Origin of the sequence: Dyadobacter sp. SG02 (genome assembly GCF_900109045.1) — a bacterium.
Classification (GTDB): Bacteria; Bacteroidota; Bacteroidia; order Cytophagales; family Spirosomataceae; genus Dyadobacter.
The window spans coordinates 130,462-144,623 of sequence record NZ_FNYL01000008.1; the positions used below are offsets into that span (position 1 = coordinate 130,462).

General features: G+C 49.9%; 13 protein-coding genes. 4 read left to right on the plus strand and 9 right to left on the minus strand.

The window, feature by feature from the left end; all coding sequences use genetic code 11:
• Positions 1-71: 71 nt before the first annotated feature.
• Complete coding sequence (gene guaB, locus BMW93_RS19780; RefSeq protein ID WP_090380243.1) at positions 72-1,544, plus strand: IMP dehydrogenase; 1,473 nt, start codon at positions 72-74, stop codon at positions 1,542-1,544.
• Positions 1,545-1,715: 171 nt separating this feature from the next.
• Here the strand turns inward: guaB and BMW93_RS19785 are convergent, their stop codons facing one another.
• The gene (locus tag BMW93_RS19785) at positions 1,716-2,372 is read right to left on the minus strand and encodes a DedA family protein (protein WP_090380246.1); all 657 of its coding nucleotides are present in this window, start codon (positions 2,370-2,372) and stop codon (positions 1,716-1,718) included.
• Positions 2,373-2,413: 41 nt separating this feature from the next.
• Entirely contained in the window at positions 2,414-3,208 is a 795-nt protein-coding gene (locus BMW93_RS19790; protein ID WP_090152220.1) for a phosphosulfolactate synthase, read from the minus strand.
• 164 nt (positions 3,209-3,372) lie between these two features.
• On the opposite strand from BMW93_RS19790, the gene BMW93_RS19795 reads away from it, so the two are divergent.
• Together BMW93_RS19795 and mazG are read left to right on the plus strand one after the other, a co-directional pair.
• Positions 3,373-3,855 (plus strand): PaaI family thioesterase, encoded by a 483-nt coding sequence (locus tag BMW93_RS19795; RefSeq protein ID WP_090380249.1) that lies wholly within the window; start codon positions 3,373-3,375, stop codon positions 3,853-3,855.
• A 24-nt stretch (positions 3,856-3,879) separates the two neighbouring features.
• Positions 3,880-4,713 carry a nucleoside triphosphate pyrophosphohydrolase gene (gene mazG, locus BMW93_RS19800; protein WP_090380251.1) on the plus strand — a complete coding sequence of 278 codons (834 nt, stop codon included), beginning with the start codon at positions 3,880-3,882 and terminating at the stop codon, positions 4,711-4,713.
• A gap of 189 nt (positions 4,714-4,902) precedes the next feature.
• Here mazG and BMW93_RS35505 read toward each other — a convergent pair whose 3' ends face one another.
• Positions 4,903-5,217, minus strand: coding sequence for a hypothetical protein (locus tag BMW93_RS35505; RefSeq protein ID WP_177194136.1), 315 nt, complete (start codon positions 5,215-5,217; stop codon positions 4,903-4,905).
• A 48-nt stretch (positions 5,218-5,265) separates the two neighbouring features.
• On the opposite strand from BMW93_RS35505, the gene BMW93_RS19810 reads away from it, so the two are divergent.
• Complete coding sequence (locus tag BMW93_RS19810; protein ID WP_090380257.1) at positions 5,266-5,931, plus strand: thiamine diphosphokinase; 666 nt, start codon at positions 5,266-5,268, stop codon at positions 5,929-5,931.
• Here BMW93_RS19810 and BMW93_RS19815 read toward each other — a convergent pair.
• From BMW93_RS19815 to BMW93_RS19840, 6 genes are all read right to left on the minus strand, one after another.
• Positions 5,926-7,569 (minus strand): M1 family metallopeptidase, encoded by a 1,644-nt coding sequence (locus BMW93_RS19815; protein WP_090380260.1) that lies wholly within the window; start codon positions 7,567-7,569, stop codon positions 5,926-5,928. The two genes, BMW93_RS19810 and BMW93_RS19815, sit on opposite strands and share 6 nt — an antisense overlap.
• Before the next feature lie 27 nt (positions 7,570-7,596).
• Positions 7,597-8,577 (minus strand): kelch repeat-containing protein, encoded by a 981-nt coding sequence (locus BMW93_RS19820; protein WP_090380263.1) that lies wholly within the window; start codon positions 8,575-8,577, stop codon positions 7,597-7,599.
• 133 nt (positions 8,578-8,710) lie between these two features.
• Positions 8,711-10,090, minus strand: coding sequence for a glucoamylase family protein (locus BMW93_RS19825; protein ID WP_090380266.1), 1,380 nt, complete (start codon positions 10,088-10,090; stop codon positions 8,711-8,713).
• A gap of 34 nt (positions 10,091-10,124) precedes the next feature.
• Entirely contained in the window at positions 10,125-11,795 is a 1,671-nt protein-coding gene (locus tag BMW93_RS19830; RefSeq protein WP_090380269.1) for a glucoamylase family protein, read from the minus strand.
• The gene (locus BMW93_RS19835) at positions 11,795-12,637 is read right to left on the minus strand and encodes a LamG domain-containing protein (RefSeq protein WP_090380272.1); all 843 of its coding nucleotides are present in this window, start codon (positions 12,635-12,637) and stop codon (positions 11,795-11,797) included. The genes BMW93_RS19830 and BMW93_RS19835 overlap by 1 nt, the downstream gene beginning before the upstream one ends.
• 20 nt (positions 12,638-12,657) lie before the next feature.
• Positions 12,658-14,151: a RagB/SusD family nutrient uptake outer membrane protein gene (locus BMW93_RS19840; RefSeq protein WP_090380275.1), complete on the minus strand. Its 1,494-nt coding sequence runs from the start codon at positions 14,149-14,151 to the stop codon at positions 12,658-12,660.
• Positions 14,152-14,162: the final 11 nt, after the last annotated feature.

Below are 14,162 nucleotides of genomic sequence, written 5' to 3' on the forward strand. Positions count from 1 at the left end.
ATACAATTCGATTTTATTTACTCAGAACTTATTCTTAATTTTGCCCGGCAAATAACAATAGTTTATTTGCTATGAACACAGACCCATCCAAAGTCCTCTTCGAGGCACTCACCTACGACGACGTTCTGTTAATCCCCGGTTATTCAGAAGTCCTGCCTCGTAACACATCAACAAAAACCAAGCTTACCCGTAACATCGAGTTGAACATTCCTATTGTGTCAGCTGCTATGGATACGGTGACGGAATTTGAACTGGCCATTGCTATGGCTCAGGAAGGTGGTATTGGAATAATCCATAAAAACATGTCCCTGGAAGCGCAAGCTGAGCAGGTGAGAAAGGTAAAACGTTCTGAAAGCGGCATGATCCTCGATCCGATCACGCTGCTTGACACTTCGACCCTTGGCGACGCGCACCAGATTATGCGGGAGTTCAAGATCGGAGGTATCCCCGTTATCGACAAAGACCACAAGCTGGTAGGTATCCTTACGAACCGCGACCTTCGTTTCGAACGCGAAATGAACAAGCCGGTAACGGAAATCATGACGAAGGAAAAGCTCATTACGGCTTCGGAAGGTCTTTCACTGGACGATGCGGAGAAAATCCTTCAAGAGTACAAAATCGAAAAACTGCCAATCGTAGATTCAGAATACCGTCTGACGGGCCTCATTACCTACAAAGACATTCTGAAACGCAAATCACACCCGAATGCATGTAAGGACGAATACGGCCGCCTGCGTGTAGGCGCTGCCATCGGCGTTACGCCCGACGTGCTGAAACGCGTTGAAGCGTTGGTAAAAGCCGGTGTGGACGTGGTAAGCCTCGATACGGCCCACGGGCATTCCAGAGGTGTAATCGATGCATTGAAATCTATTAAAGCGGCGTTCCCGAAATTGGACGTGATCGCTGGTAACGTAGCAACCGGCGAAGCTGCAAAAGCATTGGCCGAGGCCGGTGCGGACGCGGTGAAAGTGGGTGTGGGGCCTGGTAGCATTTGTACAACCCGTATCATTGCCGGTATCGGCGTCCCACAGCTTACTGCGGTAATGTGGGCAGCAGAAGGCCTGAAAGGCACTGGCGTTCCGGTAATTGCCGATGGCGGTATCCGCTTCTCGGGAGATATGACGAAGGCGTTAGCCGGTGGCGCAAGCACGATCATGATCGGTTCTATGCTCGCAGGTAGCGACGAAGCGCCGGGTGAAGTTGTAATCTATGAAGGTCGGAAGTTCAAAGCTTACCGCGGAATGGGATCGGTAGAAGCCATGGAAGATGGCTCGAAAGACCGTTACTTCCAGGATGCCGAGGACGATGTGAAGAAACTCGTTCCCGAAGGTATCGTAGGCCGCGTACCGTTCAAAGGTAAGGTTTCCGAAATCATTTACCAGATGGTAGGTGGTTTGAAAGCGGGCATGGGCTATTGCGGTGCCGGCGACATCGATTCGTTGCAGAATGCACAGTTTGTGAAAATCACTTCGGCAGGTGTGAAAGAAAGCCACCCGCACGATATTATGATACAAAAAGAGGCTCCGAATTATTCGAGATCGTAGGTTCGATTGGATGGTCGGTAGTCTTTTTGACCGCCGACCATTGACCGCCGATGCGCGGTGCTGATATAACAAAAAGCGTCGTAGGGTTGCCCTGCGACGCTTTTTGCTTGGTATTTAAATGTGTTAATAAACTCAATTAACTAATCGGCAGCGGCCGTCGGCGGTCTAAAATTACGCCGCGCTAGGCTTTGCAAACCTGCTTTTCAGATAAGAGAAAATCATTGGGAGAACGGAGATTCCGATGATGCCGAAGATAACCAGTTCGAAGTTCTTTTTAACAATATCCATATTTCCGAAGAAGTAACCCAGCAATGTAAGGGTAGGAACCCAAAGCAATGCACCTACGACACAGAAAACGATGTATCTTGAATAGTTCATGCTGCCCGCACCTGCCACGAAAGGCGCTACCGTGCGTACGATCGGGATGAAACGTGCCATGATTACCGTGCTACCGCCGTGTTTTTCATAGAATGCTTCGGTTTTTTCGAGGTATTCTCTTTTCAGGAACAATATCTTTTCGCGCTTCTTGATCTGTCCGCCGAAGGTTTTTCCCATGAAATAGTTGACGTTATCACCCAGCAATGCGGCAATAATGAGGATAATGATGATCAGCCACACATTCAGACCGGTGGTTTCGTTAGCGGCAATGGCGCCGGCGGCAAAAAGGAGCGAGTCCCCGGGAAGCAGCGGCATGATCACCAGGCCGGTTTCGGTGAAGACGATTAAAAACAGAATGACATAAGTGAGTGTACCGTATTCTTCCACGATGTTAAACAAATGCTTGTCGAGGTGGAGGAAGAAATCAATGAATTGGGTTAAAAATTCCATAGCTATACGTTAAGTTGACAATCTGTTTTATGAGGGTTGACCTATTTGGAATCGATTTTCCACTTCTGCTTGGTTTTGGTATTCAGGAAGTGGTTGAAAGTATCCCCGCGAAGCCCGAGGCGGATCGTTTCGAGCGGGATCAGTTCACTGGGCGCGATGTTGCCCAGGTTGACATTAGCTCCGAGCAGTTTCACAAACCATACCTGCTGTGATTTCTGGGGAGCTTCCCATATCATGTCTTCAAATGCAATTTCCGTAAGGATTTCTTCCACAAGTCCCTGGCGTACCTCACCGCTTGCACGGAACAACCCCACATTACCCGATTCGCGGGCTTCACCGATTACCTTCCAGGCTCCGGCCTGCAACTCCGATTTGATGAGCTGGATCCATTTGTAAGGAGGAATGATCTTGTTTTCATCCTTCGAACCTACCTCTGAGAGAACGGTAACCTGCTGTGCAAGCTTGCGGATATATTCGCATTTAACATCCTGCGGCATTTCAATAGAACCGTCGGAAACCTCTGCGTGCGTCAACTGATATTTATCGAGGAGCTTGCGGTAATCATCGAACTGATTCCTTACAACAAATGCTTCGAACAACGTCCCTCCGAAATACACCGGAATATTGGCATTTTTATAAATCGCCAGCTTCTCGTCCAGATTCGGGCTTACGAAGGAAGTGGCCCATCCCAGTTTTACGATATCTATATAAGGTGATGCGATGGAGAGCATATCTTCTGTTTCCCTGACACTCAGCCCTTTGTCCATCACCATGGTAAGTCCTTTTGTTCTGGGTTTCTGGGAACGCTCGGGAACCTGCGATAACGTAAAATTCATATATGAGTAAGCATTTATCTCTGGCAAAAACTCCGGCAAAGGTAGTAATAACCTTCGATACGTAACAATAAAATCCATAGCATTGACTCGTAGCCATCAATTTTTCTACGATAATTACTATTTTTAAAAATCGCATTCATAACTAATTTAATCATTCCCACACCATGAGCACACACGCGCAGATTGACCCGCAAACTGAAAACAAGCGGCTTTCTTTTCTCAGACAGCTTGTCGGCAAGCCGATGGATCAGCATTTTTCACCCGTCGCCAAATGGCTCAACGGCGTATTGCTTTCCATTGAAGAAGGTGCCATGGAGGTTGAATACCAGGTGCGGGAAGACATGTGCAACCCGATGGGCACATTGCATGGCGGTATTGCGGCTACCATTCTCGATGATATTGTCGGGACGATGGTTTACGCGCTGGGGCGGGAGTTCGGCTTCACGTCCGTCAACCTGAATTGCGATTTTCTCAATACGGCGGTGGTGGGAGATGTACTGGTAGCCAAATCGGCAGTGATCCGCGCGGGAAAAAACATTGTCCATGTAGAAGGCCGACTGGTGAATGCCCACGGCCGGATCGTCGCCAAATGCACGAGCAATCTCATCCAGACAGCCTTTAAATTACCGCTGGTACCAGGGCAGTAACGGGTTTCGCCGTATCTTTGTGGTATGGAAAAACAATTCAGTGATCTGCCCGAAAGCCGTCAGCAACAACTGATGGCCTTCGACCGTTTGTTGACGATCATGGACGAGCTCCGGGAGCAATGCCCGTGGGACAGAAAGCAGACAATGGACAGTCTGCGCCACCTGACGATCGAAGAAACCTACGAACTTTCCGATGCGATATTGAATAACGACCTGCCTGAAATCCAGAAGGAACTGGGCGACGTTTTGCTGCATATTGTGTTTTATGCCAAAATCGGTTCGGAAAAGACGGAAGGTAAGGCCTATAATTTTGACATTAAGGATGTGCTGCACGGAATCTGCGACAAGCTCGTCGCCCGCCATCCACATATTTACGGCGATTTCGTAGCCGATACTGAAGAGGCTGTCAAGCAGAATTGGGAAAAGCTGAAATTGAAAGAAGGCAATAAATCGGTGCTCTCGGGTGTACCCGCATCACTGCCCGCGCTTGTGAAGGCCATGCGCATACAGGAGAAGGCCCGAGGCGTTGGGTTTGACTGGGATGAAAAGCTGCAGGTATGGGCCAAGGTAGAGGAGGAGCTGCACGAGTTCAAGGAGAACTTCAACATAGAATCGGCAGATGTCATTGATCAAAAGGAAGCCGAAGGTGAATTTGGTGACCTGCTGTTTTCGCTGGTAAATTATTCAAGATTTGTCGATATTAACCCGGAAACAGCGCTCGAAAGGACTAATAAGAAGTTTATAAGTCGTTTTCAGTACCTGGAAGAAGCCTCGAAGACGGATGGTAAATCGCTGGCAGATATGACGCTGGAAGAAATGGATATTTACTGGAACCGGGCGAAGGCGCTCGGGGTTTAAAATTGACTCACGTTTCTCGTTACTATTAATAAATAGACGTCTAAGTAGGCGTGGCACCGCTATGGTGTCGGGTTTATTATTTCACATACTAACGAGAATTTTATGTACGTAGAAGAAAGACTGGCACAGCTGGAAAACATTACCAACGAGCACGGAAAGCAAATTGAAATGGTAGCAGAAGGGTTAGCATCACTGACAACGCGTGTAGATCGCGGCTTCGCTGAAATGCGGGAAGGGTTTGGAGAAATGGATCGGCGATTTGAGGGCTTGGAAGAACGGGTAGATCGGGTTGAAACAAAGCTGACAGAACACGACGAGCGATTCGATCGTATCGATCAGCGCTTTGAACAAGTCGATCAGCGCTTTGAACAAGTCGATCAGCGCTTTGAACAAATCGATCAGCGCTTTGAACAAATCGATCAGCGTTTTGAACAAGTCGATCGGCGCTTTGAACAAATCGATCGGCGCTTCGAGGAAGTCAACGAGCAGTTCCTGCAAGTCCATACCGTTCTCTCGGAGCTCGTTACCCTCGTTAAGGATAAATTGTAATTAATGTCGTCACACCACATCGTTCGGGAGAAGCAGGAGCCTGCTTTGATTATTGCTAATGGGGAAGCCTGCTCTCCGGAATTGTTGGGGCAGTTGCTGGAATGGAGCCCTTACATTGTCGTGCTGGATCATGCCATTTATCGTGTGCTGGACCTGGGTATTAAAGTGGATGCCTGGCTGGGCGATTTTGATGTCGTGCACGATTTTGAAATGATCCGCGAGCGGCAGCATCCGTTGGAGATCGTCAATACGCCGGATCAGGAGAAGACGGATCTGAACAAAGCCATCGAGTTTTTGATAGAAAGAGGTTTTCCGGCGGCTAATATCGTTTGGGCTACCGGGCGTCGGGCAGATCATGCTATTACCAACATCACTGATCTGGTCCGCTATAAGGACAAAATCAAACTGGTACTGCTGGATGACTACTCCAAAATATTCCCACTTACCGGCACTTTCGAAAAATGGTACACCGAAGGGACGCCGATTTCACTCATACCGGTAGGCACCGTCGAAGGCATCGAAACGAGTGGATTAAAATACAATCTTCATAAAGAAACCCTGACGATGGGCCACAGAACCGGCAGCAGTAATTCGGCCGAGGCTGATGGCATGGTCAGGGTTTCTGCACAGAAGGGCGACCTTCTGATAATGGAATGCTGGGATTTATAGCGAAGCCTGTTTGGATTCTTTGGCTTCTACATAGAAGTTCCGGTCGACCGACAGCGACTTTTCGCCTTTTACTTTCAGTGTTTTCCAGTCGTTTGTCGGGTAGAGAAATTCCTCCTTCCCGCTTGCCAGCTTCACTTTAACAGGCATATCGAAGTTTTCAACGGTGTTGATCCACCGGTACTGCAAACCTTTGCCAGTGAATGCATATTCGAAAACAGGTATCCTTACATCCCGGAGGTATTGATCAAAAACCTTTGAAAGGTTCCTGCCCGCGTGCTCGCTGATGTAGTTTTCGATCTGCGAGCCATCGACGGTCTGATGGTAGAAGGTTTTGTTCAGCCCGCGAAGGATCTGGCGCCATTTTTCATCGTCGTTCACGACCTGGCGAATGGTATGGAGCATGTTTCCGCCTTTGTAATACATGTCCTTCGATCCCTCCTGATTGACCCCGTAAATACCTACAATGGGGATGTCGTTCGCAATAAGTTCACGTGTACCGATTACGTAATCCTCACCGGCTTTTTTACCATAATAATATTCCGTGTAAAGATTTTCAGAATAGTTGGTAAAGCTCTCATGCACCCACATATCGGCTACGTCCTTGTAAGTAATGTTATTGGCAAACCACTCATGTCCGCTCTCGTGGATGATGATGAAGTCCCATTTCAACCCCCAGCCGGTATTGGAAAGGTCCTTGCCACGGTAACCCATTTTGTAATCATTTCCATAGGTAACCGAGCTTTGGTGCTCCATTCCGAGGTAAGGTACTTCCACCAGCTTGTAACCGTCTTCATAAAAAGGATACGGTCCAAACCAGTGTTCGAACGCTTTCAGCATTTTAGGGGCTTGTTTGAATTGCTCTTTCGCCTTTTCGAGGTTTTGCGGCAATACATAATAGCTAAGTTGCAAATCGCCTTTCTCGCCTTTGAATGTCTCTTTCCAGCTTACGTAGTTGGCCACATTCATATTTACACCATAATTATTGATCGGGTTTTTAACAAACCAATTGAATGTATGTGAATTGTCGCCGTTCTCGACCACCGATCGCAGGTTGCCGTTCGATACATCCATTACATTTTTCGGGACGGTCATACTGATGAGCATGCTGTCGGGTTCGTCGTACATATGGTCTTTGCAAGGCCACCAAACGCTGGCACCGAGTCCCTGGCAGGATGTGGAAATAATGGTATTTCCCTTCCCGTCGGGCACCCATTGTACGCCTCCGTCCCATGGCGGGCGTTTGGCCAGTCGGGGTTTTCCTGCGTAGAAAACTTCAATGGATTCCGTTTTGCCGGTTTCCTGCTGTTTTTTTAATGTGATGAAAAATGCGTTGCCATCCCGCCGGTAGGTAAGCACTTCACCATTCTGGATTACTTTGGTAATCTGCAATGGCTCCTGCAAATCCACCTGCATGGTCTGGTAGGGTTTGAGCACCTTATACGTGATCACCGTGCTGCCGGTAAGCGTGCTGTCATTCGCGTTGGGCTTCACGCTGAGGTGATAATAGTTCAGGTCCCACCATTCGCGTTCAGGTGTGATGGCGCCTCGCAGTGTGTCGGCGTGGGTGAAAGTTTTCTGCTGTGCAAAAGAAGTGAGTGAAACAAATAGTAAACCGATACCGGCGAATTTTCTGAGCATTGGAGTCAAGGTTAGGAATGAAGTGTATTATTTATCGAGTATTTCCATGTCGTTCAGTTCCGGGCCACCGCCACGATTGGCTGAGCCCGCTGCAATGTAGACTTTCTTGTTAAGCGAAACAGCCTGTGTTCCATGGCGACCCTGGTGCAGCGATGGCAGCTTCTCCCACTTCTGAGTTTGCGGGTCGAATGCCTCCACTTCACTATGTGCCTCCTGATGCGCGTCGCTTTCACCTCCTATTATAAGTATCTTATTATTGAAAACGACCGCGGTATTGCCAGCGCGAAGGGTAGGAAGGTTGTTGGAAGCGTCCAGCGTCGTCCATTTGCCGGTTTTGAAATCATACACATCCACCTCCTTGATAACGGTATTCAAAACCTGGTTGATGCGCGCGGTCGACAGACGTCCGCCTGCTACGTACAGTTTGTTATCCAGGACCGCCACTTGCACGTGGTCGCGTGGGCGGGGAGCATCGGCGAGCGTTTTCCAGGTGCCGGTTGCCGGGTCGAATTCGTCGAACCAGGTCACCTGGCCATCCCAATGGCCGTCCTGAATGCCACAGACGAGGTAAATCTTGTCATTTAATGTAAATGCACCTGCCGCGCCGCGCCTCCGGCTTTCGGGAATGGTTGCTCCTTTGCGCCACTCGTTTTTGACAGGATTGAAAATGTAAATGTCCGGAATGGGGACCTCATGCGGATAACCGCCGGTGAATGCGCCCAGTACGTAAATCTCATTCTTATAACTCACTGCCTGGAAATGGCTGATTTCAAGCGGTGACGGCGCGAGGTTTTTCCAGGAATCCTTTTTGAAGTCGTATTCATCTACCGGCTTGATGCCGCGTCCGCCCAGCAAATACAACTTTCCGTTGGCCGTAGCCATTGCATTTTCATGACGTTTCTCGGGCAGATTCTCCGGCTCGGAGACCGTCCATATCTGCGCCGATCCCTGCAACGCGAATGCATTCAGCGCGATCAGTAATGCGAGTTTATGATAGAGTGGTTTCATAGCGATTTACGTTTAGAATGGCTGGATACGCAGCATTTACCTTTCAAAAACGATATCAAGGTACAATTATATTCTATAAAACAGAAAGACCGGCTTGCGGCCGGTCTTTCTGTGAATTTTAGCTAAAAAGCGGTTAATTTCTGCTGGATACGCCCAATGCGGGGCTCTCGAATCCGAGTTTTTTCAAGCCTGCCTGAACCTCCGGGTCTTGCATGAACAACTTCCAAAGCAAGCCCGTCAGGTAGTTTTCGATCATCACGATAATCGGTCCCTGGTCGATGGCCAGGTGCGATTTGGCATACCAGTTCTGCGACTCGTTGAATGCGTCGGTAAAGCCGTATTCCGACCAGATTTGATCGCCCAGATCATCGTAAAAATGGCGCAATGCCTTCATCGACTGCTCCGGCGTATATGGGAACGACGATAATGCGGCGGTTGGGGTAATCGTACCGAAATCGTTCGTCGGGGAATGCGCATTGTAGCCGTTGTACGTATCGCTCGCGGTCAGGCCCCAATTGTTTTCACCATACCCTTTAAACTTGCCCGGATTGGCGACACAATATTTGTAGTTGATCAGCGAATGGTTCACATTCTGCTCCCAGTAATTTGCATACTGGTCTTTCAGATTGCGCGGATCGAGTCCGAGGAATGAATAATGCGTAAAAAATAAAGGTCCGCCATATTCGAAACCGAGTGGGAGTTTCACGCCGTAATACTCTTTTCCGTTGCGGAAATGGTCGCTTTGCGCCCAGCATTTGTCGTAAACCTGGCGGGTGATCGGGTAGCGCGGCGAAGCTGCACCCATAATGTAGGTGATCAATGTCTCATTGTATCCTCGCAGCTCGAAGTTCATTGCCCAGCCGTTGTTGGGGCTCCAATGCCAGTAGAGCTGGTTGGGGTTGCCTCGGGTGTACCAATCCCATTCCGCCTCGTTCCAGATCCAGGTAATGCGGCTGCGGAGCTCCCTTTCGAGGTCGGTATTACGGTCGAAGTATTGTCTGACGGCCAGTAGTCCCTGGAAAAGGAAGGAAGATTCCACCAGGTCGCCGCCATCGTCTTTCCGGCCGAACGGGACGATCTTGCCCGTCGCGCCGTTGAGCCAGTGGGGGAAAATGCCGTGGTAATGATCCGCTTTCGAGAGGAATTTGACCATTTTTAATAATCTCGAAGCCACGGAATCGCGTGGTTGCCATTGCCGTTCCGCAGCAACGACCATTGCCATCACACCAAAGCCGGTACCGCCGATGGTACACACTTCGTCGCCATAATCGAACGCGATATTGCTTCGCTCGCGGGCGAGGCCGCTTACCGGATGGCCGAATTCCCAGAAGTACCGGAATGTCTGCTTCTGAACGAGTTCCAGTAATGCGGTATCCGAAAGGTTTTTGGGGCGCTCGGTCGGGTTGAATGCCGCTGGTTTGGCGGCGGTTGATTTCTTTTTCTGCGCCCAGCCATCCACTTGCGGACCCGCAAGCAGTGTGAGGCATAGTAGTAGTTGGAAGTATCGTTTCATTGTCGGGTAATGTTTAATGGCGGGATGAATATTGTTAAAGCGCCGGGCTGGTGAATCCGAGCTTTTTGAGGCCGGTTTTGACCTCCGGATTACTCATAAAGAGTTTCCATGGTAATGCGGTACGATGGTTTTCGATCATCACCACGATCGGCGCCTGATCGATGGCCAGGTAGGAATCAGCGAACCATAGCTGATCGAGCGAGAATGCGTCGCGGAAACCGTATTCTCCCCAGAGCTTGTCGCCCAGTTTGTAATAAAAGAATTTCAATGCTTTCATCGACTCGACAGGCGTGTACGGGAATGCGGACAGCGCGGCTGTGGGCGTGATTACTCCTTTATCGTTGCCTGGCGAGTTTGCATTGTATCCATTCGGGATGTCGCTGGCGGTAAGGCCCCAGCATTGGTCGCTGTAACCGTAATACTGCTGCGGGTTGGCCTTGCAATAGTTATAGTTGATGAGGGTATGGGCCTTGTTTTGGGTAAAATAATTGGTAAAACGGTCGGTAAGGCCGGTTGGGTTTAAACCTAAAAACGAATAATGCGAGAAGAACAGTGGCCCACCTAGTGGCTCGCCGAGCGGTAATGTGATCCCGTAATAGTCTTTCCCGTTCGCGAACGTAGCGTTACCAGCCCAGCCATTGTCGTACACCGCTTTGTCAATGCCATGCGTAGGCGAAGATGCTGCCAGGGCATAGGTGATCAGGCATTCGTTCCAGCCCCGGATCTGGTGATTCATGTCCCAGCCGTAATCCGGGCTCCAATGCCAGTACAGCACATTTTCGTTGCCTTTCCGAAACCAGTCCCATTCCACTGCTTCCCAGATCGCATTGATATCGGTCCACAAAGCAGTTTCAGCTGCATTATTTGCATTAAAATACTGACGGGTAGTAAGTAGTCCCTGGATAAGGAAAGACGTCTCCACGAGATCAGCGCCATTGTCTTTGGTACTGAATGGTACTACTACGCCGGTAGCACCATTGAGCCAATGCGGAAAAGCACCGTGGAATGTCTGCGCCTTTTTCAGGAAGTCCACGATCTTTTGCATTCTTTCCAAACCTTGTGCCCGGGTGATGAACTTCCGCTCGATGGCCACCGGGATCGTCATAATGCCAAAACCGCTTCCACCCGAAGTTACCACATCACCCGATGTGTTGCGCTCACGTGCGAGCCCGCTCACGGGATGCGCGAAGTCCCAGAAGTATTTGAACGTTTGCTGCTGTACGAGAGTCAGCAAAGCATCGTCGCTGATAACCGGAAATTTGTCGGTAGAATCCAGCGCGGTGATTATTTCGACCTTAACCTCATTCAGCAGCATTCCACCGGCTTTGGATTTCAATGCCTTTGTCGCAGTGACCGAATAGCTTGTGAGGTATTTTAAATCAGCGGAGGGAGTGATCACGACCGAACTGTCGCCGCCTTCCAGCGCAGAGGTAAATGCGACACTTTCTCCGGATACGGATTTGAAAGTAACCCCGTTTGCGACCGTAGCATTGTTGAGCGGGGCTGAAAATGTAAACCTGATTTGAGGTTTCAGGTTTACATCATTGTACTTGAACCCGGAATAGGCCCCGTTTACTTTCAGGCTATTGAACCCGAACGAGGACGGTATTCCGGGAGTGGTTGGCCCGGGGTCTTCCTTTTCCGATTTACAGGAAACCCCGAGCCAGGTAATGGTCAAAAAAAGAAGGAAGTGTTTAAAAGGCATTATTTCCCTCTTGATTCCAGTTTAACCAGCGCATCTACTTCGGCATCTTTCAAAGCGACGTTGTAAATCCGCACTTCGTCGAGCAGGCCGGTGAGATAGCTCGCCCAGCTTTGGGCCTCGGCACCCGAGGTAAGGCTCGGCTTGGTCTGGAATTGCACGGTACCGAATACCATTTTGCCTGGTTTCTGCCATTTCAGGTCGCCAAAGCTGGCTACCGTACTGGTAGCCGTTTTGGAACCGTTCACATATATATTGAAAGTTGATGAAGTGGCGTCGTACGATAATGCGATATGCGTCCAGGAGTTGTAAAGGTTCACGATACCTTCCTTGGTAACCCACGTATCCTTCTTGTCATTCTGGATATGCGCCTTGAAGATTCCGTCGGTGTCGGTACCGCCGTTCTCAAAGAAAGTCTCGATATTTCCCCAGAAACCGTCTGTTTGGGACAAACCCACCAGCCCGATAATGCCTCCCTGCGATTTGGTCGAAGCGCTATTTACCCAGTAGGTCATTGTAAAGCTTTTCAAGCCGAGAATGGCCGCTGTCGGGTCGAAAAGTACGTAACCGTCTTTCGCGCCTTTCATAGCCTGGCCTTTCAGCCCATTGGCGAAGGTGGTACCAGTACTGGTACCTGCGGTGTTGGAAACAACATCGCTGTAATTACCGTCAAACGGGAAATGCGCTACCAGATTGGTTTTTGCGATTTCGTCGGAGCTCGTAAAGCCCCCGATCGTCACGCTCGGCGCGTAACTTTCGGGATCGAACTTTTCGTAGCAGGAGGTAACCCCGAGCATAGTTGTCGCACACAATGCCACGGTCAGTATATTCTTAAATGTTTTCATCGATAAATCGTGGTTTGGGATTAATAACCGGGGTTCTGGGTCAACACGCCTGCGCTAAGGTCGATTTCGGTCTGAGGTACCGGCCATACTTCGTTCTTTCCGGCTTTCCATCCTTTGGGCCCGAAGATTTCAGTACCGCGTCCCTGGCGGATCACATCGAAATAGCGGTCGAATTCCATCGCTAGTTCATAGTGGCGCTCATTCCAGATCGCTGTGCGCAATGCGGTTTTGTCGGTAGTGGTCACTTTCGGCAGGATCGTTTTGCTGGCACCTCTCGCACGGGCGCGCACCAGTTCAAGCGAAGCGAGCGCCTGGGTGGAGTTGCCGATTTCGTTGGCGGCTTCCGCATTCATCAGCAATACCTCGGCATACCGGATCACCCGCACATTTTGCTGTGAACCTTCATTGAAACCGGTGACGTAAAGTTTGAATGGCACGTACGATTTCTGGTTGTACATCGGATTATCGCCGGTAGCCGCAATGGCATCGCCGGAAGGCGTCGTTTCGCCGCGGAAGATGATCGTCGCGTCGCGGCGCGGGTCGCCTGCTTCAAATGCTTTCGAAAGCGACTCGGTAGGGACATTGAAACCCCAGCCGCCGCCGGTCACACCACGCACGCCCTGTACCTGCGAGTACTGTGAGTTTGACGCGTCTTTATTCGAAGGAATGAGTTCGTTTTGAAGTTCGAAAACCGATTCTTTCGAGTTCTCGTTCTGAATGCGGAACAATGCTTCGTAATCTGCAACCAATGAATACTGGCCCGAATTGATCACCTGCGTCGTCAGGTCGAAAACCTGCTGCCATTTACCCTCGTACATCGAAACTTTGGCATGCAGCGACTGCGCGGCACCTTTGGTAATGCGGCCGAGGTCGGCGGCGCCATAGTTTTGCGGCAATACGCCCGCGGCTTCGGTCAGGTCTTTTTCGATGGCCGCGTAAACGTCCGCTTTCGGCGTGCGCGTCAGGTTGTATTCGGTAGCATCTTTGGGCACGCTGAGGCGCAAAGGCACATCGCCGAATGCCCGCACGAGCCTGAAATACGAATACGCACGCACAAATTTCGCTTCGGCAAGGTATCTCGCTTTCAGATTCTCATCCATGCTGATCGCCGGAATATTGTCGATTACCTGGTTGGCGTAGTTGATATTCTGATATTGTCCTTCCCAGAAGCCGCCGAGCTGTCCATCGGTGGAACCTACCGTGAACGTGTCATACAGGTTAAAGAATGTCGCATCAGAAGCTGTACTACCTTTTTCCGCATCATCGGAACCTACACTTTCCACTGCGATCGCCGCGAATGCGGTATTGTTCCAGCTGCGGAGGTTGGCATACATGGCATTCACGGCCTTGGTTGCGTCTGCTTCACTTTCCCAGAAAACGGCACCGGGTTGTTTTCCCTGCGGATCAACATCGAGGAAGCTGTCGCTGCAAGAGGAAGGGACGATCAGGAGCGCTGCAAGCCCCAGGTATAGCCCTTTCTGCTTCAAATTGGTTTTAAAATTTATATTTTTCATATCGCTTGTGA